Here is a 26,031-nt window from a genome sequence, read left to right on the forward strand (position 1 = left end):
TCATGCATGTCTCGCCAGGGGCAACCTGTGCGCAGAACATGCAGCATACCATTGAGGAACCGGCGATTGTCTCCAGCCGGACGCGCCCAACGTCCGCGTTCAGCCGGCAGAAGTGGACCAATGATCGCCCATTCCTGATCCGTCAGATCACCTCGTGCCATGCCTGCTCCACTGTACTGCCTTCATTGAAGACAACAGTGAATCAGATCTCACGCAGATCGTATAGACCTTTTGTCAACGTGACCTAGGTTCTGACCTGATCCAGAAGCCAGTGCCGTGCGGCGGCGATATGGAAAAATTTCCGTGCGGATCCCATGTGATCCACGCCTTCAAATGTCAGGAAAGTTATGTTGCCGCCTTCCGCAAGATAGCCGTTGATCTGTCTCGTCAGGGCATCTTGCCGATCGGCTGGAAAGATCAGCGCAGGGTCCAGATTATGGTCGGGGCGCGTGATTTTCGCTCCTGCCTGTTTCCAGACGGGAAGACATTTCTCATTCCAGGGTGTGGCTTTATTGTCTTCCGAGCCGGTTATGATCAGAAGTTTCTGATTGGCGAGCGTAACAACATCGGATGGACGCTGCTGCCCTGCAATGATCAGTCCGGCCGCGAAAGTCTGGGGATGTTTTGCCATCAGCCAGAGCGAGGTCATGGCCCCCATGGACCAGCCCGTGCAATAGACCCTCTTGGGATCAATTTTCAGGACCTTGTCCGATCGGTCCGGCAGGTTGGGGTTGCCGTAGTTCCACGTATTGCTCAGAAGCGATTCAACGAGCCTGTATGTGTTTTCGACGTCAGAAGTGTGCTCCCAGTAATCATTCATGGTCGTACGCTCATAACGCGGCGTGATGACCACACATGCATGCTCGTCCTGCACTTCAGGCAGGCTCCAGATACTGGCGATGCACTGTTCAGTCAGCGTCTGCGCGCAGGTCCCATCAGGGCTGGTTCCCGAATGGGTCACGGCCAGGATTAGCGGGTAGGAGCGGTTTTCTCCGCCTTTTTCCAGGAAGGATTTCGGCAGGTAAATGCTGTATTCCAGCCAGGCCGAACGCGTATCGTCCCACCACCAGTGGTTCTGTTCCCACGCATCCACACCCCGGATTGCGACGTTGTTGCCGTGTCGGCCGCTATTGCTCCAGACGGTCTGGCTTGCAGCGTAGGTCACTCCGCCGACTGTGCGGACACCATGTTTCTGGATCAGGCTTACCCGGTCACTGTCCATGGTGGGGAGGCTGAGATCCGGGTCGTGGTGGAATTCGGCAATGACAAACCGACCTTCTACGCTCTTGCCGTCGGGACGCAGCGCTGCTTCGCTATTGGTGTAGATTGCCGAGACGGGGCGAGGGTGGGCAACCGCCGAGGTATCGTTCTTGTCGGGTTCCTGCGGCATTCCGGCAAAAAAGCCTTTGGCCGCGGGAAAGACAGCAGTGGCATAGGTGTCTGTTGTCAGATTGGCCGGATCAATGGCGACATCATATTCCGCTGCAATACCGTAGACCTTTTCACCGCCGCCAGTGACGTCGCATAACGCGCAGATCCCCTGAAGTCCCGGAGTTTTCTTGCGCTGCGGTCCCGGACCGTCAAAACCATCTGGTCCACCGGACGACGCTGCCATGAAACCATGTCCTCCACCGGCCGCGCGGGCCTGCGACGCTCCCAGTCCAATGGTCGAAGCGGTGCTGGCGAGAGCGGCCCCCGCGGTCAGGAATTTGCGTCTTGAGACAGCGGTCATGGTTTCTCCTGGAGTTCGGTCTGGCCCTTGATCTGTGCCCAGCATTAATACTGAGATCGTTTGAAGACAAAACTCCTGAAATATTTTCTTACTCAGCCCGCATAAGGCCGTAAAAGACCTCCGCCTAGGCCCATTGCGGGAAGGGATCCGCAAGATGGTCGTAATGCCATGGCATGAAAACGCCATTCTGTGTGGAGGGGACAAGGCAGTTATCCAGTGCGGCGCGGATCGCGGCTTCATCCATGCCTGCGCCGATAAAGACAAGTTCCTGCCTGCGATCGCCATAAACATCGTCCCAGTATCCCGCGAGCGTCGCCTTCCAAGCCTCATCGTCCGGCCAGTTCTGATGCGGAACACTGGCCCACCAGCGTCCCGCAGCCTGATGGCGGGCCAGTGCGCCGGCAATACTCAGATCCCCGACCCAGTCCGGCCGGGTTGCGAGCCAGAAATAGCCTTTGACCCGTACAACGCCCTGCCAGGATTGCGCGATGAAGTCAGCGAAAGTTTCCGGATTGAAGGGGCGGCGGGCACGATAGATAAAACTGCCGATACCATATTCTTCGGTTTCGGGACGATGTTCTGCATGTCCGTACAGCTCTTGGAACCATGTGGGATGCTGATGCGCACGATCAAAATCAAAACGTCCCGTATTCAGGATCTGATCCAGCGCAACCCGGCTCTGGCTTGTTTCGATCAGAACCGCATCGGCGTTCAGGGAGCGGATGATCAGCCGTGCGGCCTCAGCCTGCCCGGGCGTGGCCGTATCAATCTTGTTGAGAATGATGACATCCGCGAACTCGATCTGGTCGACGAACAGATCCACAAGCGCCCGTTCGTCGTCCTCTCCCGCTACTTCACCCCGGTCCCGAAGAAAATCGGTAGAACCATAATCCCGCAGCAGGTTCACGGCATCCACCACCGTGACCATCGTATCGAGGCGCGCGATATCGCTCAGACTACGGCCTTCCTCATCGCGGAATTCAAAGGTGGCTGCGACCGGAAGAGGCTCGGCGATACCGGTTGATTCAATCAGCAGGTAATCAAACCGCCGTTCTGCAGCCAGCCGCGCAACTTCCGTCAGAAGATCATCCCGCAGCGTGCAGCAGATGCAGCCATTGGTCATTTCCACCAGCTTTTCCTCTGTCCGCGAGAGGTTGCTCCCCCCGTTGCGGATGAACTGGGCATCGATGTTCACATCGCTCATGTCATTGACGATGACGGCCACTCTCAGCCCTTCGCGATTGTGCAGGACGTGATTGAGAAGCGTTGTCTTGCCAGCCCCCAGGAAACCGGAAAGAACAGTCACGGGCAATCGGGTATCCGACATGAAGGGAAGATCCTTGCAGAAAGAAGTTGATACGCCTCTATTGATCATTATGTTATAACATAACAATTCCAAAGAAAGCCATCCTTCATGTCTGTATGCCCAACACGCGGCCGTCTGGATCACCTGATATCCTTCAGGGGCATCCTGTCTCCCCATCGCAGTCTCCAGAGTCACGAGATGGATATCCCGCCATCCCTTCAAGCAGCGGCTGAGGCCTACCTTCAGAGAGAGCCACGCCTGCTCATGGCGAAGGGTACGCTTCCCGAAGTCGCGGCCCAGCTTGAAACCAGAGTTCCTGAACAGGCGCAGCTTCTGATGCAGGACATGCTGGAGCTTGCTGAACTTTACAGCGCTGTTTCCGGGCATCGGAACCTGCGTGTGCGGTTGGAAAAGATCACCACAGACAGCTGTCGCAAATTCCATGTCGACTGTGTGGATCTGCGTCTGCTTCGAACCTATGTGGGGCCGGGCGTTCAGTGGACAGCCGATCAGGGACATTCAGTACATGAATCTTCGACCGGCTCTGTTGTTTTCCTGAAGGGAAAGCATTTTCCGGGATGGGAGGGGGCCGAAAAGATTCATCACCGTTCCCCACCTCTGTCATCCCGCCCGGCCGCAGAGCGGATCAGGCTTCTTCTCACGATCGACGAAGCAGGCGCCTGCGCTGATGCGAATTTCGGCATGGTCGCCTGACACGACCAACCTATCCCTCCGGGATAGTGGGCTTTCCGAACTCATCACATTATATGTCACATATATTCGTGTTATATCACAGATAAATGTGTTCTATATATCACCTATGATGTTATGAGGGCTCATCGTTCTTATCGCTCGATGAGTTGCCACGCTGTCTGGAGGGTGTTCAATGCGCCAGGATTTCACCATCGGAATCGACAGTGGTTCCACGACGACCAAAGCCGTGGTGTTTTCGCCGACCGGGGCGATCACAGGGACGGGGCGTCGTCGTGTTCCACAGCATATGGACCGTCCGCACCATGTTGAAAGGGACATGCATGAGGCCTGGGAGGCGGTAATCGGTGCGGTTCAGGACGCACTGACGGATGCAGGGATTGACGGCTCAGCGATTGCCGCCGTCGGGGTGACCGCACATGGGGACGGTGTTTTTCTACTTGACCGTTCAAGTAATCCGTTGGGGCGGGGAATCATGTCGCTCGACAGCCGTGCTACGGCGCTCCATGAGCGCTGGCAGCGCGACGGCCTGTCCGATCTGGTTCTTCCGGTGGCGGGTCAGCGTCCTTATGCCTATTCGGCCAACACGCTTCTGGCCTGGATACGGGAAAACGAACCGGAACGTTATGCAGCGATCGGGTCTGTCATCTTCGCCAAGGATTGGATCCGGTACTGCCTGACTGGCGAGATTACGACGGATCTGACGGAAGCCAGCACGTCTTTCACGGATCTGCACACACAGAACTACAGCGATGAACTGCTTGAAATCCTGGGATTGCAGGACATCCGAAAGGCGCTGCCGGAGATGCGCCTGTCCTGTGAAAGCGGTGGTGTCCTCACGCCTGAGGCTGCTTGCCGAACCGGGTTGAGGGCTGGAACGCCTGTTTCGGTCGGCTTGCATGACGTCACGGCGGCTGCGGTCGGTGTGGGTCATACGCAGGCCGGGGATCTTTCGATTACGGCGGGGACGTTCTCAATTAATGAAGTGTTCCGGGACCGGCCAGTCGTCGGGGAAGGCTGGGCCTGTCGCGCCGGATATCGTCGTGGCCTGTGGAACTGCATGGCCATTTCACCAGCGTCCTCCAGCAATCTTGACTGGCTGGCCAGGCTTCTGAAGCCCGAGGAACAGGACGCGGCCCGGCAGCTTTCGGCGGAAATGGAAAGCCGCCTGTCAAAGCCGGGCGGACGGCATCAGGTTCCGCTGTACCATCCTTTCCTGTTCGGATCGCCCTATGAAGCGCCGGCCAGTGCTTCGCTGTTTGGGGTCCAGTCCTGGCACGACCGGGCGGACCTGTTCCAGGCGATGGTGGAAGGGACGATCTTCAATCATCGCGAGCATGTCGATGCCCTGCGCCAGACAGGCCCGGTCCGCAGGATCGGCGTATCTGGCGGCGGCAGTGGCCAGCCGGTGATTGCACAGATGTTCGCCGATATTCTGGGAGCTGACGTGGAAATACCGGAAGTGCGTGAAGCAGGGGCGCTGGGGGCCGCCCTGACAGCCAGCGTCTCCATCGGACGGTACGCCGATCTGGAAGAAGCCGTATTCTCCCAGATCATTCCGATGCAGACATACAGACCCCAGACTGAACGGCGTCGCGTTTATGAAGGGATTTACCGGCGTTATGTCGCTCTGACCCAGGCCATGCGGCCTTTCTGGTCGGATCTTTATGATGGCGGCCTGGCTCAGGTAGAGCCCGTTGCAGAGCCTGTCGGCGTGGAGAAGGGCGCTGTCCTGAACTATGCCGCAATGGGCTTCATGCCGCAGGAGGCAAGGCCATGAAGGGGATCGCCTCCATACCGGACAACGCCACGTTCGACGTCGCGATCATCGGGGCCGGGATCAATGGAGCCGGCCTGTTCCGGGAACTGTCCCTTCAGGGGCTGCGTGTCCTTCTGGTGGATCGGAGTGACTTCTGCTCCGGCGCGTCGTGCGCGCCCTCCCGCCTGATCCACGGCGGCATCAAATATCTCGAAACCGGCGAATTCCGGCTCGTGGCGCAGTCCACGCTGGAGCGCAATCTGCTGCTGCGTAACGCGCCGCATGTGGTCAAGCCCCTGCCGACCGTCCTGCCGATCCGTTCCTGGTTTGGCGGCATCGTGCCGTCGTTCCGGAAGTTTCTGAGGCTGGGCGGCAAAATGACGGATCGCGGTGCGCTCGTTCTGGAAGCCGGGTTGCAGATTTACGATTTTCTGGGGCGCCGTGCCCGGGTGATGCCGCGTCACAGCCTGTTCCTCAAGCGCCAGACACGGCAGGAATGGCCGCATATAGCGGCGGATGTCATGGCGACGGCACAATACTATGACGCCGCCATCACCCAGCCGGAACGTCTCGGTTATGAATGCGTGCGCGACGGCCTGGATGTCGGGACGGACTGCGCGGTTTCGACCTACACGGTACCGCTGTCTTTTGCGGATGGGGTTCTGGAACTGCGGGACGAAAAAAGCGCTGAGACGCGCCATGTCCGTCCTCGGATCATCGTCAATGCGGGTGGAGCGTGGATCGACCGGATCAATGCAGATCTGGGTCAGCAAACCCGTTATATCGGCGGAACGAAAGGCAGCCATCTGCTCCTGCGACATGAGGGGCTTCTGCAGGAACTCCGTGGCCGCATGATGTATTTCGGAACACCGGACGGACGCATCTGCCTGGCTTATCCGTTCTATGGTCATGTGCTCGTCGGCTCGACCGATCTGCGGATTGATGATCCTGACAGTGCCGTCTGCACCGATGAAGAACAGGACTATATGCTGCGTATGCTCGGTGGCCTGTTCCCGGGCTTCCGGTTCAGTGCGGAAGATGTGGTCTACCGCTACAGCGGTGTCCGCCCGCTGCCGGCGACCAATGCCGCCGATCCGGGAGCCATCAGCCGCGATCACATCATCCATGAAGACGTTCTGGACGGCATACCGCTCCTGTCGCTGGTTGGCGGGAAATGGACGACGTTTCGTGGACTGGCGGAAGAAACGGCAGACAGTCTGCTGAAAATGCTCGGGGCGGAACGGCACCTGTCCACCCGGGACTTCCCGATCGGTGGCGGCCGCGACTACCCCACGCCGGAACGGTATTCCGCCTATCTGGACGAGTTCTTCGTCACGCACGGCCTGCCGAGAGCGCGAGCGGCCCTGCTTCTGGAGCGCTATGGCTCCCGGGCCCGGGCGTTCGCCGTGTTCTGTCAGGAAAAGCCGGATGCGCCCCTACGCAGTCTGCCGTCCTATACGCGGCGTGAACTGGCTTTCATCGCCACCGATGAACTGGTGCGCACGCTGTCAGATGTTCTGTTCCGCCGGACACCGATTGCCCTGAGCGGCCTTCTGACGCCGGACGTCGTCCGCGAAGCCGGGGCCATCGTGGGGGAAGCCCTTGAGTGGAGTGCTCAGGAAACAGAAGAGCAGTGTCTGCTGACCTGGCAGGAAGGGCAGGAGCGCCATCAGTTGAAAGGTGAGCTTCCGGCCGCATCGTTTTCACATACAGCCCTGAGGGCATGAACCATGAACCGTTACGAAGAAAAGATTGCCCGCATGGTGGCGGGGCAGGACAGCCGGACCGATTTCATCCTCGCGGATGCCAAGGATTCCGATATGGCGGCCGGAATCAGCGCCACGGGCCTGCATCGCCATCCCGTCTCCATGCAGGAAAAGCGCTCGCGCTTCCGGACCCGGCGCGACTATCTCGATGTGATCAGGACGATCCTCGATCAGGACGTCGTGGACATCATGCTGACTTCGGCTTCGATTCTGGAGACACTGCTTCAGGAAGATGCCTTCGCCGGGACCCGTATTCAGTCGGCCATCCGCGCCAATGATACCACAGATCTGTGGCGTGGCCGGGGAAGCAGCTATCAGAGCCAGAAATCGGTTCCATTCCGTTCGGCATCCCTGATGAAAGCGCAGACCAATCTCGGCCTGTATTCCATGACCTTCAATGGCGATGCCGAGCAGGACAGTCTGGCGCTGGAGGAATTCGCCCGGTTTCGCGAAGAGGCGGCGGAGCGCCGTTTTTCGTATTTTCTGGAAGTGTTCAATCCCAATGAAGGGCGCATTTCCCGGGCGGATCACGGCTTCTTCCTCAATGACATGATTGTCCGCTGCCTGGCAGGATTGCGGCGCGAAGAGCGGCCGGTTTTCCTCAAGGTGCCGTTCAATGGCGCAGAGGCGCTGACAGAACTCTGCGAGTTCGATCCATCAGTGATCGTCGGCATCATGGGCGGTGGAAGCGGTACGACCCGCGACTGTCTGGAACTCCTGCATCAGGCCCAGTGCTGCGGCGCGCGTGCGGCCCTGTTCGGCCGCAAGATCGTGGACGCAGACGATCCCGTCCTGCTGATCGAAGCCATGCGCAGTGTCACGGATGGTGCGCTATCGCCCATGGAAGCCACCCATCTCTATCATGAGAAAATGGGCAAGCGCGGACTGGTCGCCGGGCGCGATCTGGAGATCGACAGTGTAGTGACGGAAACTGTCCTGTTGGAACGGGCGGCGTGACGTTTGCGTGAAGGGTGAGGAACCTTTCAGCCGTATCGTTATTTTTGATATTCGTAACGTGTTTAGTGTTATGGTTTAGCGCTAAAGTGGTTTAGATATCATTGGGCTGGGAGAATCGATATGAGCATTCAGCCAGTTGGTCAGTCTTCTGGGAGGTTGGTTGTGGATCAGAAGAGCGTCTGGATCGGGACGAGCTGGAAGATGAACAAGGGGCCGGCCGAAGCGATTGCCGCGGCACGGGCGCTTGAATCCTTCCAGCCGCCGGAAGGGATCCGGTCGTTCGTGATCCCGCCTTTCACGTCGCTGCGGGATGTGTGCTCGGTGCTTCAGGACAGCGCGCTTCTGGTTGGCGCGCAGAACATGCACTGGGACGATAGCGGAGCCTGGACCGGAGAGGTTTCCGCGCCGATGATTGCCGAGTGCGGAGCGTCCATCGTGGAGATCGGCCATTCGGAGCGCCGACAGCATTTCGGCGAGACGGACTGGACGGTGAACCTCAAGGTGAGGGCCGCGCTGCGACATGGGCTACGTCCACTGATCTGCATTGGCGATACGTCGGATGAATTCGAGTTCGGGGTCTCGCAGGAGACGCTGGCACGGCAGGTGAAAATTGCGCTGCATGGGGTGTCCCGGAAGGATCTGGGGCAGGTCATGGTTGCGTACGAACCGGTCTGGGCCATCGGATCGGCGGGGCGTCCGGCAGAGGCGTCGTTTGTGTCCGGGATTCATACGCGGTTGCGTGCCGTCATGCGTGACCTGGCGGGCGACAGCGGCGTGCGGATCCCGCTGCTTTACGGCGGCAGCGTCTCGCAGGCGAATATCCGCGATTACGTCGCATTGCCGGATGTGGACGGCGTGTTTGTCGGGCGTGCGGCATGGGAACCTGCGGATTTCATGACGCTGGTGGAAAGTGTGAGCGGGGTTGTGTCCCGCAAGATTGCCGCGTGATGGCGTTCATCACGGGATCAAGTCCTGTTTCCGGTAGCGGAACAGTCTGACTGAACGTCAAGAAACGGAGAACAGTCATGCGTATTGCGATTGGTGGAGACAGTGCCGGTGAAGGTCTGGCACGGCTTCTGGTGGACCATCTTTCGACACTGGGGCGGCATGTCGTCGTTGACATGTCCCATCCCGAGGACGAGCGGGCCGAGCTGTATTCGGAACTGAGCGAGCGCGTCGCGCTGGCAGTTCTGCATGGAGAATTCGACCGGGGTATCCTGTGCTGCGGGACGGGGATCGGGGTGTGCATTTCCGCCAACAAGATCCCGGGTATCCGGGCAGCGCTGACCCACGACACGTATTCCGCGGAGCGTGCGGCGCTGTCGAACAACGCGCATATCATCACGATGGGGTCGCGTGTCATCGGACCGGAAGTCGCGAAATCCATTGCCGAAGCCTGGCTGGCCTGCACGTTCGATCCGCGCAGTGCCTCGGCACGGAATGTGGCTGGCATTGATGCGCTCGGAAAGAAATATCGCCAGCAGGCTGCTGTCGGCGCAAGTTGCTGAAGTAAAACCTCCCGGTCCGGAACAGATCCGGCTGGTGCTTTGAAAGAATACACTTATGAAAACGGCATTTGCTTTTGCCGCAATGCTGACGGCTGCGCCATTTCTGGCGCCGCTTGCAGCAGGTCAGGCCCATGCAGCGGATAACAGTGCGCCCCTGAGGTTCGTGCTGATCCCCAAGACCGTGCACCCCTGGTTCGACAAGGCGAATAACGGGGCACAGGCGGCTGCGGCGATGATCTCGCAGGCGACCGGGCGGAAGGTCGAGATCGAATATCGCGCACCGCAGACGGCGGATGTGTCGTCCCAGAACGACATCATCGAGCGGGCGATTGCGACCCATCCGGACGGGCTGATCCTCGACCTGCTGGACGAGAAGGGCAACCGCGCCACGATGGACGAGGCGGTGGACGAGAAGATCCCCATGACGGTGTTTGATTCCCTGCCACCTGAAGGCATGGACATCACCGCGGTAGGCGCGGATTTCTGCGAGCAGGGCACGATGGCGGCCGAGCGGCTGGCGAACCTTGTGGGCAAGAAGGGCGAAGTGGCGATCATGATGGGGGTGCCGACGGCGCCGAACCATACGCTGCGGGCCGAATGCGAAAAGAAGGTCTTTGCGAAATACCCGGACATGAAGGTCGTGGCGACGGGTGTGGACAATGACAGCATCGAGACCGCGCAGAAGCAGGCCTCCGCCATCATGCAGGCACATCCGGATCTGGTCGGATGGGTTGAGTGTGATGCGTCTGGGCCGGTGGGCGTGGGGCAGGCCATCCGCGAGAGCGGCAAGACGGGCAAGGTCAAGGAAGTGGGGCTCGATAACCTCAATGACATGATCCAGCTCATCAAGGAGGGCGTCGCTGAGTCCTCTGCGTCGAGCCGGCCGGAAATGCAGGGTTACTGGGCAGTCGTGTCTGCCTGGCAGCGGGCGATGGGGCAGAAGACGCCCAAATACATCGATACCGGCATTGATCTTCTGACGAGCAAGAACCTCTGACGCAGCAGGACAGGAAGGGGAGTGACGGTCATGACAGTTCTTCAGATTGAAGGCATCCGGAAGACCTATCCCGGCGTGGTGGCGCTCGATCATGTCGATCTGACGCTGGAGCCTGGAAAGATCCATATTCTTGCCGGGGAGAACGGCGCCGGAAAATCCACGCTCATCAAGACGCTGACCGGGCTGGTCGTGCCTGATGAGGGAAGGATTCTGATCGAAGGACAGGATGCGCTGCATGACCGGACACTGTTTGAGAAGGTTGCCTATGTTCCGCAGGAGCTGAACCTGTTCGGGCCGATGACCGTGGCCGAGAACATGTTCATGCCGTTCAACCGCTCCGGGTTCGGGCATCTGACGGTATCGTGCGGGGCAATGGAGAAGGCGGCGGCGGGACTGATCGAGCGGTTCGGCATTCATGCGAAGCCGGGGCAGCTCGTGAACCGCATCAGCGTACCGGACCAGCAGCTCCTTCAGATTGCGCGCGCGGCATGCCGTGAAGAATTCAAGGTTCTGATCCTGGACGAGCCGACCTCGTCACTGACAGCCAATGAGACGGAGCATCTGTTCCGCATTATTTGCCGGCTGCGCGATGAGGGCTGCGCGATCGTCTTCGTGTCACACAAGATGGAAGAAATCTTTGCGCTCGGGGACACGGTGACGGTGCTGCGCAATGGCCGCAGCGTGGGAACCTACCCGATGGCGGAGATGACGGAGGGGCACCTGATCCGGCTGATGTCGGGCAGTTCGGTCTCGCTTGAGGAGAAGTTCCAGCCGCGCATGGTGGCGTCTGAATCCGACGTCATCTTGAGCGTTAAAAATATGTCGGGGCCAGGGTTCTCGGATGCATCCTTTGTTCTGCGCCGTGGGGAAATCCTGGGCTTCGCAGGACTTGTGGGCGCGGGGCGCTCGGAGCTGATGCAGACGATCTTCGGATATCTGCGCTCGACGGGGGGACATGCTTTCCTCGAAGGCGAGGAAATTCCGAAAGGCCGCACTGACCGGGCCGTGGCTCTGGGCATGGTTTACCTGTCCGAGGAGCGCAAGCATCACGGCATTTTCCCGCTTCTGAGTGTGCGTGAAAACATCAGCCTTTCGGTTCTGGACCGCATGAAGCGCGGCGGGATCATTTCCCCGGCGCGTGAGAACGAGGTCGTGGCCGATACGATCCGGCAGTTCGACGTGCGGACATCTTCGGCGGCCAAGAAAATCGCGCATCTGTCTGGCGGAAACCAGCAGAAGGCGATCATCGGTCGTGCAATGGCGCGGCGGCCGCGTGTGCTGATTTTCGACGAGCCAACCAAGGGCATCGATATCGGCACGAAGTTCCAGATCTACCGCATCATGCAGCAGCTCGCTGAAGAGGGCGTGGGAATCATTCTCGTCTCGTCCGAAATGACCGAGCTCCAGCGCTGCGCATCGCGGATCATCACCATGTATTCCGGCCGGATCACGGGGTCGTTCGATCAGGCCACTACCGACGTCAACACACTTGTCGGCGCGATCATCGGCGCCCCGGAGAACCGTCATGTCGCTTGAAACCACTGTTCCGGCAGCGCCCTCACAGCAGCCGCCGAAGCTCCCGCCACTCAAGGCGCTCGTCTCCCGTCTGGCAGGAAATCCGCTGCGGGGCGTAATTGCGGCGCTCGTCATCATTTTCGGCGCGTCCTGTGCACTGTCACCACACTTCCTGACAACGTTCAACATGGTGATCATTGCCCGCGCACTGGCCTTTATCGGGCTGGTGACGATCGGGCAGTCTGTCCTGATGATCCTCGGCGAGCTGGATCTTTCGGTGGGGGCAATCGGCGGCCTTTCGGGCGTGGTCGGTGGTATCCTGATGGTGCAGCTCGGGCTGAATCCCTGGCTGGCTCTGGGGCTGTGCCTGCTGATGGGGGGCGCCTGCGGATTGCTGAACGGAGCGCTGATCACGCAGCTCCGCCTGCATTCCCTGGTGCTGACGATCGGCATGGCTGGCGTATATGGCGGCGCCAATCTGGTGGCGACCAAGGGTGTCGCGATCACGGGTGTGCCGAGGGATATCACGTTCCTTGGCCGTGGGCTTGTGATGGGTGTGCCGGTACCGTTCCTGGTGCTGCTGGTCTGTCTGGCGATTGTGGCGTTCGTCATGCTGCGCACACCGGTCGGGCGTTACATCTACGCCATTGGCAGCAATCCCGATGCGGCGCGGATGCTGGGTATCCGGGTGAATGCGATCCGTATGGGGGCGTTCGCGCTGGCCGGGTTCCTTTCGGCGCTGGCAGGCATTCTGATGGTGGCGCGTCTGGGCACGGCCCAGCCTTCCATCGGTGACACCTGGGTACTCGGGCCGATCGCGGCGGCCGTTATTGGCGGCGTGGCGACGACGGGTGGCATTGGCAGCCCGATCGGCGCGGTTCTGGGCGCCGTCATCATCGGCATCATCGAAGACATCATCGTTCTGTTTGGCATCTCGCCGTACTGGCAGTCGGTCGTCAGCGGAGGGATCGTCGTTCTGGCGATTTCCTTTGATGCGCTGGCCCGCCGCTACCTCAACCGCGATGCCGTCTGAAATCTGACAGGGAGACGTTCCATGACCAAGATCTGCGGTGACGCATCGACTTTCGCAGCGTCCGCCCTTCGGGGGTTCAGCCTTCTTCATCCCGATCTCGTGCGATATGTGCGCGGCGGTGTGCTTCGGGCCACTCCGGCTCGTCGCGGCAAGGTGGCCGTCGTCCTGGGCGGGGGCTCGGGACATTATCCGGCCTTTGCGGGCTATGTCGGGCCGGGCTTCGGCGATGCGGCAGTAGCGGGGGATATCTTTGCATCGCCCTCCACGCAGGCCATCAAAAGCATTGCGCGGCAGGCCGATCTGGGAGGCGGGATCATTCTCGGTTACGGCAACTATGCCGGTGATGTGCTGAATTTCGGGATCGCAGCGGACCGGCTGCGCGAAGAGGGCTATGACGTCCGCGTTCTGGCGACGGCGGATGATGTGGCGAGCTCTGATTCCTCCACACGGGAGAAACGGCGCGGAATTGCCGGCGATCTGTTGATTTTCCGGATCGTGGGCGCTGCGGCCGAGGCGGGGCTGACGCTCGATGAAGTCGAGGAAGTCGCGCAGCGGGTGAACCGCCAGACCTGCACATTCGGCGTGGCGTTCGATGGCTGCACGCTGCCGGGCGAGAAGGAAAAGCTGTTCGAGGTCCCGAAGAACCGCATGGCGCTCGGGCTGGGTGTCCATGGCGAGCCGGGCATTGATGAGCAGGATGTTCCGGACCCGGAGCATCTGGCGCATATCCTGTTCGACCGCCTGCTGGCGGAACTCCCCGAAGGAGCGTCGCGCCGGGTGGCCGTCCTGCTGAACGGTCTGGGCAGCACCAAGCAGGAAGAGCTGTTCGTTCTTTGGGAGCGTCTGGTGCCCATGTTCGAAAAGGCAGGGCTGACGCTCGTCGCGCCGCTGGTGGGCGAATATGTTACGAGCCTCGATATGGCGGGCTGTTCACTGACACTGACATGGCTCGATGAGGATCTGGAGCGGTACTGGCGTTCCCCTGTGGAGTCCGTCGCGCTGAGCCATGGTCAGCTGAGCGGGGACGGGATTACGCGGCTTGAAGTGCCTGAAGAAACCGAGATCCTGTACATGCGCTCCGGAACAACGCAGGGCCGTCGTGGCGGGGCCTGTGTAGCCGCTGTCATGGATCATCTGGCCCGGACACTGGCTGAAGCGGAGTCCGACCTTGGGCATATCGATGCCGTGGCGGGGGACGGGGACCATGGACAGGGCATGGCGCGTGGGTCGGCGGCGGGAGCGAAAGTAGCGCAGGCTGCGGCAGATGCCGGCGCTGGTCCTGCGACGGTGCTGGCCTCGGCTGCGGATGCGTGGGCGGACCGGGCCGGGGGAACGTCCGGCGCGCTCTGGGGCGAGGGGTTGCGGGCGTTCAGTCTGGCTTTCGATGACAACAGCCTTCCCGATGCACAGCAGCTTTCAGGCGGCGCGCGGAACAGCATGGAACGCATCATGGAGCTTGGCCGGGCGAAACCCGGCGACAAGACACTGGTAGATGCGCTGGTGCCGTTTGTTGAAACGCTGGAGAAGGCTCTGGCCGCCGGGCATGGACTTGTGGAAGCCTGGCAGATGGGGGCGCAAGCGTCTCATGAGGCTGCGCAGGCCACGCGTGATCTGCTGCCCCGCATGGGGCGTGCGAAAATGCATGGTGAGCGCAGCAAGGGCCACCCGGATGCAGGTGCGCTCTCGCTAGCACTCTGTGCGCGGATTGTGGGGGAGGATCTGAGCAGGGGTCTTGCCTCTACGGGTGGGGAGGGCGACCAGATAGAGGCAGTTCGTCTGGTAAAAGCCGGGAGGTAACCTATATCCTGCCCTGAGAAAGAACAGGGCCTTACAGCCTAACACCGAAAACCAGAAAAGGCAGCTCGCAGGAGCTGCCTTTTCTTTTGGTCTGACCGGGGACTGGCCTTAGAAGTTCACGCCAGCCTGCAGGAAGACGTAACGTCCCATGTAGAGATTGCCATACAGCGCAGAGGCACTGTTATCCGTTGCGCTGGCAACGAAAGGTGGCTTCTTGTCGAGGAGATTGTTCACACCACCCTGGAAATTCCAGCGGTTCCAGCGATAGGTTACCGTCACATCGTGGGAGAAGATCCCCGGGGTGCTGGTACGACCGTAGCCATTGGCACGTGTCAGGTCCTCGGTCCCGTCGTTCCAGCGCATGCCACCGATATAGTTCATCATGTAGGTAAAGCCGATGGCCCCGTGCTGCCAGCCAACCGTGGCATAGTCACGAACACGCGGCATACCGTAACCGGATTGATAAAGCATGCGGCCGGCATAATTGTACCACGAACCACCGGGCTCATATTGCTGAAGGTAGCTGACGAGCTGCTGGAAGTTGTTGGACAGCGTCAGCACATCATGAGGCGTGATGCGGATACGGTAATCGAGGTCGAAGTCGATACCGCTTGTCTTCATGCCGCCGATATTCTGGTACAGCGCCGAGACGGAGTTGAGCTGACCCGTGCTCGAATTGCGCGTGATGGCACTGCAATACGATGTATCAGCTCCCGTGTAGCACTCATCCATGATGTACTGCGTAGGCAGGTAGGAGATCATGTTCTTGAGCGTGTAGTGCCAGTATTCGACGGAGGCCGAAAGGCCTGGAATCCAGCGCGGGGTGATCACCGTACCGAAGGTATAGGTCCGGCCCGTCTCAGGCTTGAGGGCGCTGTTACCACCATAAATGGTCGGGGTCTGACCGGAATAGGTGGAGCTGAACGTGGACGTGTTGATGCCCTGCTTGGCACAGTTTGCGGCCACGGTCGCAGCCTTGGCGCCATAGGTGGCCGCCTGCACGGAGTCACAGGGATCCGTTGCCGTCGCATAGCCCAGGGACTGCCCGCCATACATTTCATAAACGTTCGGCTGACGGTAAGACGTGCCCAGGGTTGCACGGAAACGAATGTCCTGGATCGGGGCCCAGTTGATGGAAACCTTCCAGTTCTTCGTCGCACCGAATGTGTTGTAGGAAGAATAGCGGCCCTGAGCATCGACCGTCAGATCCTTGGCCAGAAAAGCGTTATGCAGGAGAGTGGCCTTTCCTTCTAGATACCCTTCCGTGACATTGAAACCGCCGCCCGTATAGGACGCGGAATTCGTCAGGGTTTCTCCTGCCTCAACAAGCGGATCGGGATGATAAGCCAACTGCTCGCCACGATGTTCCATACCCAGAGCGATGCCGAGATCGCCACCATTCTTCCAGGGCATGTGGACAACATGGTTGTTGTTGATGCGCAGGTTCAGGTCACGCAGTTGATAGTAATAGTTTTCGTGCGTGGTGTAGTTGGAATAGGCCGCTGCTGCGGAAGACAGCTTCGTGAACGGATTTGACAGTACGCAACCAGCGGCCGCGTTACAGACGGACGGGTCGTAAACAAGTGCACTGCTGGAATCACCCGGCGTAACCTGACGCAGACCGTATGTTTCCAGAAGCTTGGCGTAGTTGCCGACACCTTCAACCTGGTTGGAAACCTGATTCCAGCCATAGGTGTAGGACAGGTCATAGTTCCAGCCATGAGTGATTTCACCCTTGACGCCTGCAATGCCTGTATAGGTATCAGAAGCGGTTTCGGTGCGACGGTCTCCCCATTCGCCCATGCGCTTGTACATATACAGGTCTTCACCCGTCGAATTATACGGGTCGTTTGCCGGAATATAGAGCGTCGTCGGCAGGGTGGACGGATAGATACTGCCAGCAGCCGGTTCGGGAGCCATCGTGGTCGACGAATTCCGGTGACTGTAGTTGAAGTTCAGATACGGCGTAAAATGACTGTTAATATCATAATGCGCATCGAACGACAGTGTTGCATCCTGAAGGGAATTCGTCAGGGACTGGTCGTTGCCGTAGTTGTAGCGATCCGCGCTCGTGAATGAACTCAGCGTCCCATTGCTGTTCGCGATCATGTCGTTGCCGCTGGTCGCGCCGATGAAACGCCCTGCCGTCGGATAGGCGGAACCGTAGGTAAGGGCAGACGCATCGGAGGAGTCATTCTGCTGGACCGGCGTCGCCCAGGAACGGTTTTTCTGCTTGATGCCGCTCTGTGTCATGTAAGAGCCGGAAATCGTGACATTGCCCTTGCCATGATCGAAATTCCAGCCCTTATAGCCGGAGATCATGCCGGTCTGACCGTCACCCACATCAGTGATGCCACCGCGGACCGTAATGTTACCGTCGCTCAGGTTATGCTTCAGCTTGATGTTGATGACGCCCGAAACAGCATCAGCGCCATACAGTTCAGAGCCACCATCCTTCAGGATTTCAACACTGGCCACCTGATGGATGTTGATGGTGTTCATGTCGAAACAGCTGGACTCACCGTTAATGGCGGCACGCTTGCCATCGACCAGCACCAGAACACGCTGCTGTCCCAGATTACGAATATCCGTGCAGCTGACACCATCCGTACCGTTGGTCTGACTGTTGGTCGTTCCTGACGATCCGATCGAGGGCAGACGTTGCAGATAGTCACCGAGCGTGGTGGCGCCTGTCTGTTCGATCTGCTTGCTGCTTATGATCTGAACCGGATTGGCGTTCTGGTTGTTGGAAGTGCTCAGTGCAGATCCCGTCACAACCACTGTTTCCACACGCCCGGTTTCAATGGAAGCAAGAGCGCGATTGTGACGGTTCTGAGCCGTAAAGGTGGGGGCAGATGCCCCCGCTGCCACGGCGGAAGGGGTTGTCGTAGCCTGCGTTGCAGAGGGTCCGGCTGCAGTTTTGCTGGCAGTTTTTGCAGCGCTCTTTTTATGAACGGACGCACCATGTGAGGACGCACGATGATGCGTACTGGTCGCAGTCTGGGCTTCTGCTTTCGCAGAGATTCCCAGCCCGGTTGCGAGGATGGAAGCGCACAGAAGCAGCTCCCTGCGTCGATAAGGAATCATGTGGGCTCACCATCAGACGATATTTTTTAAGCTACGCAGAAGTAGTTTTCCATGCGGAACTTTGTCTATCCGGAAACAAGCATCCTCTGATGGATCAAAAGAGGCTGTTGCATAAGTGCCATACAATGGTTACATTTATACACATTGAATTTCTTCTTCGCAACCGAAGATAATTAACGGAACAAATCTATTTTTATCTGAAATAATTCAGGGTATTTTATATCTATGTTGTATTTTTATTTCAAGAAGCTTCTATTTAAGTCTTTGCGTATCGTAAAATCGTCAGTGTGACACTCTCGTGACAGAACACACTTATCCTGCACTATCAGATGATAAATATGATGCGCATACTTGGAAGGGCACTCCTGCCGGGCCAGAAAGAGATCTCCGGCAGGCATTTTCTACCTTTCGGTTCATCATGTCCTGACTATGAGGCACGGGCTCAAGTTGTCATGAAACTATCAAATGACTGGCCGCCCCCAGTCGCTACAAGCAGACGCATTCACCGTGACGTGGAATGCGCAGTTGGAAGACGAACCCGATAACGTCCTCAGCCAGAATGAGAAAATCATATGGCTCTCGCGCCATATCATCCCTCATGAACGCGCCCTGCGCGGCTGGCTCCGGCAGTTCCGGGACATCGAAGTCGATGACGTCGTGCAGGAGTGCTACGCAACTTTTCTGGACGTCCATGTCGAGTTGATCAAAGCCCCGCAGGCTTATCTTTTTCGCATGGCCCGCAATATCGTCCTCCAGCATTATCGTCGCGCCCGCATTATTTCCATTACCGCACTGGCGGATTTTGACGCCCGGAACATCATGGATGAGTCGCCTTCACCTCAGCAGGTGCTCGAAGTGCGGCAGGAGCTTGAGTGTCTCCACCAGATGGTTGAACAACTCCCTGAACGCTGCCGGCAGGTTCTTCTGCTGCGCAGGCTTGAAGGGTTATCGCAGAGGCAGGTTTCGGAACGGCTGGGCATTTCGGAGAACATCGTCGAAAAGCAGGTGGCACGCGGGCTCAGAGCCCTGAGCCGCTTCTTTTCCGAGAAACGCCATATCCCGGCAAAAGCTGGCCCGAAACGACACGGAGAGGTTAAGTCAGTCGTTGAAAAGCGATGATCTGAGCGAAAATCCCATCGACACCATCGCTTTTGAGTGGGTTGCGCGACTGGACAGGGCGCCTTTGTCCAGCCGGGAAGACGCAACGCTGAAGGCATGGCTGGCGCAGGACATCCGGCACCGCGGCGCCTTTACGCGCGCCCGGACCATCTGGCTGTCGGCCGGACGTGTGGCGGCGTTTCAGGGAACGGCCCTGCCGGCTGAACCACCGGCATCCGCTTTCCTGTCACGTCGCGCCTTCGGCCGGTTCGCGCTTGCCGCAGGCCTCGCCGCCGCGGCCGTCATTCCGGGAAAACCCGCAGAAGCCTCCCGGATCTATCAGGCCCGCTCCGGCCTCCTGCATGTGCAGGAACCACTCTGCGGCGATCTGATCCTCGATCAGGGAACGGTACTCAGGATCCGCCGCGGCCCGAGAGCACCCTATCTCGATCTGCTGCGCGGACAGGCGCATCTGACCGCGCGAAAAGCCCCTGTACGGCTGAATATGGACGGACTGTCCATCGATCTTCCCGACGGCGCCAGCCTGATCGCCCATGCCTGCGGGGCGGAGAGTGATGCCCTCGTTCTGGCCGGACACATCCTAACCAGCTGCACGGGGGAGAAGGAGCAGCGCGTGCTGCACAGGCACGACTGGATCCGTTACGAGCACAACCGGATTTCCCTGACCGTCCTGTCTGACGATGATCTGGAACGCGTCACGGCCTGGAGCCGGGGCCTGCTGGAATTCCAGTCCGTGAACGTGACCGACGCCATCCGGCAGATCAACCGCTACAACGCCCAGAAAATCGTTCTGAAAAACCCCGCCTGCGCCAACCGCCGGATCAGCGGGATTTTCTCCCTCAGCGACCCCCTCATTTTCGCCCGCATCCTGAGCGAGATTTTTGGAACGAGAACACTGATAGCCCCCACGGAAATCAGCCTTCTGTGATCCGTCAGACGTTACGGGAAGTAAGAAAAGCTTCACACTCCAGAAGCGGCGGATTTTTCAGCTCTTAACATCTTTTAAGCGAACGTATCCAAACGGGGATTCAATCTGCTGTGTTTCGCTTAAACAGTCGTGCGCAAATTTTTCCTGGCCTCGCCCTGTCCACCACCTGCCTCGCCGGTGCCCTGAACACGCAGGCCGCTTACGCCCAGACGTCCTCGTTCAGCATCAGCCGAATGCCGATTGCCCAGGCGATCATCGCCTACGGACGGGCGGCGAATGTCCAGATCGTCCTCGCCGATCCCATACGCGGAACCATCATGGGCAACGCGGTTCATGGCACGATGGACAGTGACAGGGCTCTGGAGCAGCTTCTGGCCGGAACGGGCCTGACCGTCATCTCCCGCCACAGCCATGTCGTCGTGATCGGCCTGCATCAGCCAACACCCACAAAACCGGGTATCCGCCCGGCTTCGGCCCGCAAATCCACGCTCGATGCATCCAGAACCGAAAATGTCAGCGTGCACGCCAACCGGGATTCCACATCCTCCAAGCGCTATTCGGCGCAGATGATCGATACGCTGAGCGCCGAACAGATCCGCACCGTCCCCGATCTGAGCGTGGTGGAAGCGGCACGGCGCATCGTCGGCATTTCCGTGATGCCCAGCACGGATGACAACCGTTCGGACAACAACATAGAAAACATCACCATCCGCGGACTGGACAACTCCTACAATCTCATCACGATCGACGGCGCCCAGCTTGCCAGCGCCAACAATACCTATCGCGGCGCACGGCTCGATCTCATTCCCTCTTCGATGCTGGGGGAGCTGCAGGTTCTCAAAACCGTGGATGCCTATAATGACCCGCAGGGTATCGGTGGGCAGGTGAACATGGTCACCAAGAATGCCTTCGACTACGGCAATACCTTCGACACCCAGCTTCTGGGAGGCTGGAACAACCTTGCAGGCAGCGTGGTGCAGCCCATGCACGAGAACTGGCGCGTGGACGGCGCCCTGACCCGGGTTTTCGGCAGGAACAAGGAATTTGGCTTCGTCCTGTCAGGAAATTATCAGGAACTGCACTCGGCAACTCATGCGATCCTTCCCGGTGACTCCACGGGTGACGGCTGGAATTATTACACGGCTTCGGGGACGTCCGTCGGATCGCCCACCAATACCGATGCCGTAGCCGCAACCGGTCACGCCGTTCCGGTCCGCTCGCAGGACTACGCATTCGATGATGCGTACCGCCGTTACAGCCTGACCGGAAAGTTCCAGTACCGCCCCTCACACCGTTTCGACCTGTCCGTTTTTGGCGGGTATTTCCACACACTCGATCAGGAAACCCGGAACGAAGCGCTCTCTATGCCGTCCGGAACCTGGACCCAGGGCGCCACACCCGACACAGGATCGGTCACCACCGGCCAGTATCAGTTCGGGATCACCCAGCAGCCTGAAACGCAGCGGACATGGTTCGTGAACGGCAAGATCCACTACGACATCAATGATCGGATGCACCTGAATTTCCTGGCGTCGGATTCCATAGCCTGGGATGACAGCTACAGGACCATGATTAAATACAACACCGGAATGAACGAAAACACGAACAAGACGACATACCAGAGCAATTACGGATACAGCTACACCCTCGATAATGGTGCTCCATCCATTTATCTGAACGATCTGACATCCGCGAATAACGCCGATAATTACAATCCGCGGTACTGGAGATTTTACGGCTTTCACGTCAAGAACGACGTGCGCTTCCTACGCGGAGACTGGCGCTGGGATGTCGGGCATGGCTTCTGGATGAACGCAGGCGTCACCCAGACGATGACGCATGTCACCAACAGTGAAACCTATACCCAATGGATCCCACAGGATGCAGCTGCGGCCGCCGAAATCGGCAACATGGATCAGGTCCTCGCCTCCAAGACCCTGACGATGGAATCCGCCCCGGGTCTGAAGTATTTCACGCTGAATTATCAGGAAGCCCTGAACAAGCTGCTCAACAACAAGTCCCTGTTCAAGACGACGGACACGACCTCAACAACAAAGCCCGCCTATTACCACATGCAGGAATCCATTACCGCCGCCTATTTCCAGACAGGCTGGCACAACCGTTTCGTGTCCCTGCAGGGCGGCTTCCGATGGGATCATACCCGTGCGGATATCGGCAATTTCAATGGCATCACACAGGGTGGCGTCACGGATTACCTGTATGAGACCCGCGGCGCCGGCTATGATTACCTGCTGCCCTCCGTTCTCGCGACATTCAACCTGAACCCGACCATGAAAGTCCGCGCGGCCTTTACCGAAACCGTGGGACGCCCGAATTACGGCGATTACGGCGCCGCCACCAGCACGACATTCGACGGTGCCACGGTCAATATTTCCCAGGGCAATCCGAACCTGAAGCCCCGCCATTCCTGGAACTACGACCTGTCCTACGAATGGTATCCGCAGAAGGACACGATCCTCACGGTCGGGCTCTTCTACAAAGACATCCACGACCAGATCTATACCCGTACATCTTACGGCAACATCATGATGGACGGCGCATCCTACGCTGCAGTCATTTCCGAACCCCTGAACGCCTCGGGGGCAGGGATGCGCGGCGTGGAAATGCAACTCATGCGCCAGCGCTTCGGTTTCCTGCCCGGTATCCTCAAGAATTTCGGCCTGTCGTTCAACGCCACTTTCCTTCAGGGTTTCTACGAAGAAACCATGGATGACGGGACCCAGCGCCGGGTCAACGGTCTGTCGAACCAGCCATCCCATATCTACAACGCGTCCCTGTTCTATGCCGACAAAAATCTTGAGGCGCGCGTTGCCTATAACCGTATCGGAAAATCCCTGTATTCAACGTCCGGCACCGCGACATGGCAGGACATGTGGCTTCAGGAGCGCGGCCAGCTCGACCTTCAGGCCAGTTACCGCTTTTACAAATGGCTTTCCGCCACCGGCCAGGTCCAGAACCTGACGGGAGAAGGCTACGTGACCCGTATGGGACCGCGTGAAAACCTGATCCAGGACCGCCATCCTGCCGGCCGCTCCGTGTGGTTCGGCCTGCGCTTTCAGCCGGACTTCTGATTCATGAAATATGCTCTTTCCGCTTTCGCTGCACTCTTGCTCGCGCCCCTGTGCCACGCAGCCGGCCTGCCCCCGGCAGGTGCGGTCACCGTCATCCGTACCCTTCCGGCAAAGGAGGCCACGCAGGGCGTCGCGAACGACCGGCAGTTCCTCTACGCGATTCAGAACAGCGCAATCGGAAAATATGACCGACAGACCGGCAAAAGGGTGGGAGGCTGGTCCGGCGACCCGGCGGTCTTCATCCATATCAACAGTTGCGAGGTCCAGGGGACGGAGCTCGTCTGCGCCATGTCGGATTATCCGCAACTGCCGATGTGGAGTTCCGTCGAGTGGTTCGACACCAGAACAATGCAGCACACCCGCACCCACAGCTTCGGTCCCGGTCGCGGTTCCCTGACCTGGATCGACTGGCATGACGGAAGCTGGTGGGCCTGTTTCGCCAATTATGACGGCGATGGCGGCGAAGCCCCCCGCGATCATCGCTCAACGCTCCTCGTCAGGATGGATACCCGGTTTTCCACGCAGGAACAGTGGCTCTTCCCCGAGGATGTTCTCGAACGCTTCGGCCATCACAGTGCCTCAGGCGGACACTGGGGCCCCGATGGCCTTCTCTACGTCACGGGCCACGACGCGCAGGAGCTTTACGCCCTGCAACTCCCCCAGGCCGGCGGCCGCCTGCGCCATGTTGCAACTTACCAGCTCCCAACCCACGGTCAGGCCTTCGACTGGGACGCCCTGACAGCCAACCGTCTCTGGACGATCGACCGGCAGACCCAGACCCTGGTCAACAGCCAACTCCCAAGACCACCGACCCAGTAGTTACAGAATGCATTTTAACATTGAGAAAAGGGTCTTAGGGTCAGCGCGCTTCTGCTGAGGGAGGGGGTCTGTCCGTTTCGCAGCTCTGCGCGGGCACTCTCCTAGGCGCGTCGGGCATTGATGAGGCTGACCTTAGGGTATGTCCCGATCGTGTAGGTCTTTTTCTTTCCCTTAATCTCATGTTGCCAGCGCCAGTGCTTGCCGCCTAAAGGCATCACCTGAAGATACAGGCCGCCTCCATCCGTGAGCTTTAAAGCTTTGTCTTTTGGTTTGGCCGCGCGGATGTGGGAGTCTGTCAGCATGTGGCTCTACCCGGTCCAGAACGAGACAGGATGAGACAAAATGAGAACGAATAAGACAAGAGAATGGCGCAAAACATTGGAAGTACCAAGGCTTTGAGACAACATGAGACTGATTGAGAAGGGGATCTGGCGGAGAGAGTGGGATTCGAACCCACGGTACGCTATTAACGTACACACGCTTTCCAAGCGTGCGCCTTAAGCCGCTCGGCCATCTCTCCTGTCGAGCGAGGCGGTGTTTACGAGAGCTTCGGCTTGAGATCAAGTGCCTTTCGGCTGTTCTGGACAAATTTTTCAATAAGTTCAGCGGATTTACAGCCGGGAGCGGCTTCCACCCCCGAAGAAACGTCAAGTGCTGGCGCTTGGCTTTCCTGGATTGCCCGTTGAACATTCTGAGGGTTAAGGCCGCCTGCGAGCATCCAGAATGACGGTGGTGCCCAGTTCCGGGTCAGGGACCAGTCAAAAGTCCGGCCGAGGCCACCTGGACGGTGATCCTGTTCCTGTTTGGGGGCTTCGATGACATATCCTGCCATGCCTGGGTCTGTCGGCAGATCCGAATGTCTGGCAATGCCGCAGGCCTGCCAGACGGGGTATCCGAAGCGGGCCTGGATTTCGGTTGCCCGTTCAGGCGTGTCATAGATCTGGAGAATATCCAGCGGGACAGTCCGCAGAACCTGTGCGATAAAATCATCACTGGATTTCACGAACAGGCCGACCCGCAGAGGCCCACCTTCCTGACCGGATGGTGCGCTCTCATGCAGGCGCAGTGCTTCGTCAGCGGTTACAAAGCGTGGCGAAGCCTCGCAGAATACAAACCCGACCCAGTCAACCTTCAGACGCGCACAAAGCGCCATCGTCTGGGTGTCACGAATTCCGCAGATCTTGACGCCGGTCATACGCTGGCCAGTTCCTCCATGATGGCTCTGGCGGCCCGAACCGGGTCTGCGGCTTTCGTGATGGGGCGCCCCACGACAATCCAGTCCGCTCCGGCTTGGGCAGCCTGTCCGGGCGTCATGATGCGCTTCTGGTCGTCGGAAGCGCTGCCAGCAGGCCGGATACCCGGCACGACCAGAACGGGCCCGTCCCCCAGGGCATCGCGCAGAGGCGCAATCTCATGCGCCGAACAGACCAGACCGTCTGCACCGGAGCTGATGGCCAGTTTTCCAAGTCTGAGCACCTGTTCCTGGGGCGTTCCGTTGACGCCGATGTCCAGCAGACCTTCAGCGTTCATGCTCGTCAGAACCGTAACCGCAAGCAGTTTCGGGCGCTTTGTGCCTACGGGGAAAGCACTCTCAAGAGCCTCCCGGGAACGGGCAATCATTTCGGCACCGCCACTGGCATGGATGGTCGTCAGGGCGGGTCTGAGCGGGGCGAGAGCAGACAGACCCGATGCGACGGTATGGGGAATGTCGTGCAGTTTCAGGTCCAGAAACAGTTCGTGCCCGGCCGATACGGTTTTTACCGCATCCAGTCCGCAGGCATAGGTAAATTCGAGACCCAGCTTGATGGCGTCGACGTCATTTTTCAGGCTGTCGGCCCAGTTCTGGGCTGTGGAACGGGATGCGGTATCGAGGGCTGCGATCAGTCGTGTGCGCCTGGACATGGT

The 26,031-nt window shown here is 59.0% G+C and carries 21 protein-coding genes and 1 tRNA gene; 14 read left to right on the forward strand and 8 right to left on the reverse strand.

Annotation, left to right across the window (positions count from 1 at the left end):
• The 3 genes from KP701_RS08620 to zigA all read right to left on the reverse strand — a co-directional run.
• On the reverse strand, positions 1-161 hold a 161-nt coding region (locus KP701_RS08620; protein WP_215746908.1), incomplete at its 3' end, for a transposase.
• Between the two features lie 83 nt (positions 162-244).
• Positions 245-1,732, reverse strand: a complete 1,488-nt coding sequence (locus tag KP701_RS08625) for an alpha/beta hydrolase-fold protein (RefSeq protein WP_215746825.1) — start codon at positions 1,730-1,732, stop codon at positions 245-247.
• A 124-nt stretch (positions 1,733-1,856) separates the two neighbouring features.
• A complete protein-coding gene (zigA, locus tag KP701_RS08630) occupies positions 1,857-3,059 on the reverse strand; it encodes a zinc metallochaperone GTPase ZigA (protein WP_215746826.1) in 1,203 nt (400 codons plus the stop codon).
• Between the two features lie 87 nt (positions 3,060-3,146).
• On the opposite strand from zigA, the gene KP701_RS08635 reads away from it, so the two are divergent.
• The 10 genes from KP701_RS08635 to KP701_RS08680 all read left to right on the forward strand — a co-directional run bounded on the left by KP701_RS08635 (position 3,147) and on the right by KP701_RS08680 (position 15,081).
• The gene (locus KP701_RS08635) at positions 3,147-3,752 is read left to right on the forward strand and encodes a DUF1826 domain-containing protein (protein WP_215746827.1); all 606 of its coding nucleotides are present in this window, start codon (positions 3,147-3,149) and stop codon (positions 3,750-3,752) included.
• A 172-nt stretch (positions 3,753-3,924) separates the two neighbouring features.
• Positions 3,925-5,529: an FGGY-family carbohydrate kinase gene (locus KP701_RS08640; RefSeq protein ID WP_215746828.1), complete on the forward strand. Its 1,605-nt coding sequence runs from the start codon at positions 3,925-3,927 to the stop codon at positions 5,527-5,529.
• A complete protein-coding gene (locus KP701_RS08645) occupies positions 5,526-7,235 on the forward strand; it encodes a glycerol-3-phosphate dehydrogenase/oxidase (RefSeq protein ID WP_215746829.1) in 1,710 nt (569 codons plus the stop codon). The genes KP701_RS08640 and KP701_RS08645 overlap by 4 nt, the downstream gene beginning before the upstream one ends.
• A gap of 3 nt (positions 7,236-7,238) precedes the next feature.
• The gene (locus KP701_RS08650) at positions 7,239-8,231 is read left to right on the forward strand and encodes a hypothetical protein (protein WP_215746830.1); all 993 of its coding nucleotides are present in this window, start codon (positions 7,239-7,241) and stop codon (positions 8,229-8,231) included.
• A gap of 120 nt (positions 8,232-8,351) precedes the next feature.
• Entirely contained in the window at positions 8,352-9,179 is an 828-nt protein-coding gene (locus KP701_RS08655) for a triose-phosphate isomerase (protein ID WP_215746831.1), read from the forward strand.
• A 77-nt stretch (positions 9,180-9,256) separates the two neighbouring features.
• Entirely contained in the window at positions 9,257-9,739 is a 483-nt protein-coding gene (locus KP701_RS08660) for an RpiB/LacA/LacB family sugar-phosphate isomerase (protein ID WP_215746832.1), read from the forward strand.
• A gap of 55 nt (positions 9,740-9,794) precedes the next feature.
• Entirely contained in the window at positions 9,795-10,736 is a 942-nt protein-coding gene (locus KP701_RS08665) for a substrate-binding domain-containing protein (protein ID WP_252345504.1), read from the forward strand.
• A 30-nt stretch (positions 10,737-10,766) separates the two neighbouring features.
• On the forward strand, positions 10,767-12,272 hold the full coding sequence (locus KP701_RS08670) for a sugar ABC transporter ATP-binding protein (protein ID WP_215746833.1): 1,506 nt from the start codon (positions 10,767-10,769) through the stop codon (positions 12,270-12,272).
• Positions 12,262-13,284, forward strand: coding sequence for an ABC transporter permease (locus KP701_RS08675; protein ID WP_215746834.1), 1,023 nt, complete (start codon positions 12,262-12,264; stop codon positions 13,282-13,284). Before KP701_RS08670 ends, KP701_RS08675 begins: the two co-directional genes overlap by 11 nt.
• Before the next feature lie 21 nt (positions 13,285-13,305).
• Positions 13,306-15,081: a dihydroxyacetone kinase family protein gene (locus KP701_RS08680; RefSeq protein ID WP_215746835.1), complete on the forward strand. Its 1,776-nt coding sequence runs from the start codon at positions 13,306-13,308 to the stop codon at positions 15,079-15,081.
• A gap of 108 nt (positions 15,082-15,189) precedes the next feature.
• On the opposite strand, the gene KP701_RS08685 is transcribed toward KP701_RS08680, so the two are convergent.
• Positions 15,190-18,168 carry a TonB-dependent siderophore receptor gene (locus KP701_RS08685; RefSeq protein ID WP_215746836.1) on the reverse strand — a complete coding sequence of 993 codons (2,979 nt, stop codon included), beginning with the start codon at positions 18,166-18,168 and terminating at the stop codon, positions 15,190-15,192.
• A 465-nt stretch (positions 18,169-18,633) separates the two neighbouring features.
• On the opposite strand from KP701_RS08685, the gene KP701_RS08690 reads away from it, so the two are divergent.
• The 4 genes from KP701_RS08690 to KP701_RS08705 all read left to right on the forward strand — a co-directional run bounded on the left by KP701_RS08690 (position 18,634) and on the right by KP701_RS08705 (position 24,126).
• Positions 18,634-19,287 (forward strand): RNA polymerase sigma factor, encoded by a 654-nt coding sequence (locus KP701_RS08690; protein WP_215746837.1) that lies wholly within the window; start codon positions 18,634-18,636, stop codon positions 19,285-19,287.
• Entirely contained in the window at positions 19,274-20,215 is a 942-nt protein-coding gene (locus KP701_RS08695) for a DUF4880 domain-containing protein (protein ID WP_215746838.1), read from the forward strand. Before KP701_RS08690 ends, KP701_RS08695 begins: the two co-directional genes overlap by 14 nt.
• A 110-nt stretch (positions 20,216-20,325) precedes the next feature.
• Complete coding sequence (locus tag KP701_RS08700) at positions 20,326-23,307, forward strand: TonB-dependent receptor (protein ID WP_215746839.1); 2,982 nt, start codon at positions 20,326-20,328, stop codon at positions 23,305-23,307.
• 3 nt (positions 23,308-23,310) lie between these two features.
• On the forward strand, positions 23,311-24,126 hold the full coding sequence (locus tag KP701_RS08705; RefSeq protein WP_215746840.1) for a hypothetical protein: 816 nt from the start codon (positions 23,311-23,313) through the stop codon (positions 24,124-24,126).
• A gap of 101 nt (positions 24,127-24,227) precedes the next feature.
• Here the strand turns inward: KP701_RS08705 and KP701_RS08710 are convergent, their stop codons facing one another.
• The 4 genes from KP701_RS08710 to pyrF form a co-directional block, all read right to left on the reverse strand.
• On the reverse strand, positions 24,228-24,428 hold the full coding sequence (locus KP701_RS08710) for an Arm DNA-binding domain-containing protein (RefSeq protein ID WP_215746841.1): 201 nt from the start codon (positions 24,426-24,428) through the stop codon (positions 24,228-24,230).
• 127 nt (positions 24,429-24,555) lie between these two features.
• Positions 24,556-24,646, reverse strand: a tRNA-Ser gene (locus KP701_RS08715).
• A gap of 18 nt (positions 24,647-24,664) precedes the next feature.
• A complete protein-coding gene (locus KP701_RS08720) occupies positions 24,665-25,321 on the reverse strand; it encodes a phosphoribosylanthranilate isomerase (protein ID WP_215746842.1) in 657 nt (218 codons plus the stop codon).
• A complete protein-coding gene (gene pyrF, locus KP701_RS08725) occupies positions 25,318-26,028 on the reverse strand; it encodes an orotidine-5'-phosphate decarboxylase (protein ID WP_215746843.1) in 711 nt (236 codons plus the stop codon). The genes KP701_RS08720 and pyrF overlap by 4 nt, the downstream gene beginning before the upstream one ends.
• Positions 26,029-26,031 lie beyond the last annotated feature (3 nt).

It is taken from the genome of Gluconobacter sp. P1C6_b, from assembly GCF_018811945.1.
Lineage (GTDB): Bacteria > Pseudomonadota > Alphaproteobacteria > Acetobacterales > Acetobacteraceae > Gluconobacter.

Excerpts from the sequence above, each read along its gene's own strand:
- KP701_RS08625 (WP_215746825.1), bottom strand. The coding sequence starts at position 1,732 with ATGACCGCTGTCTCAAGACGCAAATTCCTGACCGCGGGGGCCGCTCTC.
- zigA (WP_215746826.1), bottom strand. The coding sequence starts at position 3,059 with ATGTCGGATACCCGATTGCCCGTGACTGTTCTTTCCGGTTTCCTGGGG.
- KP701_RS08635 (WP_215746827.1), top strand. The coding sequence starts at position 3,147 with ATGTCTGTATGCCCAACACGCGGCCGTCTGGATCACCTGATATCCTTC.
- KP701_RS08640 (WP_215746828.1), top strand. The coding sequence starts at position 3,925 with ATGCGCCAGGATTTCACCATCGGAATCGACAGTGGTTCCACGACGACC.
- KP701_RS08645 (WP_215746829.1), top strand. The coding sequence starts at position 5,526 with ATGAAGGGGATCGCCTCCATACCGGACAACGCCACGTTCGACGTCGCG.
- KP701_RS08650 (WP_215746830.1), top strand. The coding sequence starts at position 7,239 with ATGAACCGTTACGAAGAAAAGATTGCCCGCATGGTGGCGGGGCAGGAC.
- KP701_RS08655 (WP_215746831.1), top strand. The coding sequence starts at position 8,352 with ATGAGCATTCAGCCAGTTGGTCAGTCTTCTGGGAGGTTGGTTGTGGAT.
- KP701_RS08660 (WP_215746832.1), top strand. The coding sequence starts at position 9,257 with ATGCGTATTGCGATTGGTGGAGACAGTGCCGGTGAAGGTCTGGCACGG.
- KP701_RS08665 (WP_252345504.1), top strand. The coding sequence starts at position 9,795 with ATGAAAACGGCATTTGCTTTTGCCGCAATGCTGACGGCTGCGCCATTT.
- KP701_RS08670 (WP_215746833.1), top strand. The coding sequence starts at position 10,767 with ATGACAGTTCTTCAGATTGAAGGCATCCGGAAGACCTATCCCGGCGTG.
- KP701_RS08675 (WP_215746834.1), top strand. The coding sequence starts at position 12,262 with ATGTCGCTTGAAACCACTGTTCCGGCAGCGCCCTCACAGCAGCCGCCG.
- KP701_RS08680 (WP_215746835.1), top strand. The coding sequence starts at position 13,306 with ATGACCAAGATCTGCGGTGACGCATCGACTTTCGCAGCGTCCGCCCTT.
- KP701_RS08685 (WP_215746836.1), bottom strand. The coding sequence starts at position 18,168 with ATGATTCCTTATCGACGCAGGGAGCTGCTTCTGTGCGCTTCCATCCTC.
- KP701_RS08690 (WP_215746837.1), top strand. The coding sequence starts at position 18,634 with ATGACTGGCCGCCCCCAGTCGCTACAAGCAGACGCATTCACCGTGACG.
- KP701_RS08705 (WP_215746840.1), top strand. The coding sequence starts at position 23,311 with ATGAAATATGCTCTTTCCGCTTTCGCTGCACTCTTGCTCGCGCCCCTG.
- KP701_RS08710 (WP_215746841.1), bottom strand. The coding sequence starts at position 24,428 with ATGCTGACAGACTCCCACATCCGCGCGGCCAAACCAAAAGACAAAGCT.
- KP701_RS08720 (WP_215746842.1), bottom strand. The coding sequence starts at position 25,321 with ATGACCGGCGTCAAGATCTGCGGAATTCGTGACACCCAGACGATGGCG.
- pyrF (WP_215746843.1), bottom strand. The coding sequence starts at position 26,028 with ATGTCCAGGCGCACACGACTGATCGCAGCCCTCGATACCGCATCCCGT.